1 protein-coding gene is annotated in these 223 nt (G+C 65.9%); it reads left to right on the plus strand.

What is annotated here, in order from left to right; translation table 11 throughout:
- Positions 1-223 (plus strand): C39 family peptidase (locus ACXN5W_RS30445; RefSeq protein WP_473161829.1); only part of this gene is annotated, 223 nt, incomplete at both ends.

A 223-nucleotide genomic window follows, 5' to 3' on the forward strand; every position in this document is an offset into this window, starting at 1 on the left:
CCGCGGCGACCACGGCCGCGACCAAGCCAACACCAGCAAGGAACTCCGCTACGACTACCAGGCCCAACCGAACTTCTACTACTGCGGACCCGCCGCCACCCGCAACGCCCTATCCGCCGACGGCCACACCATCAACATGGACGACCTCGCCAACGAAATGGGCACCACCGAAGCCGGCACCAACAGCGCCGAAGACACCACCCGCGCCCTCAACAAGGTCCTC

It is taken from the genome of Plantactinospora sp. A48, assembly GCF_055793945.1.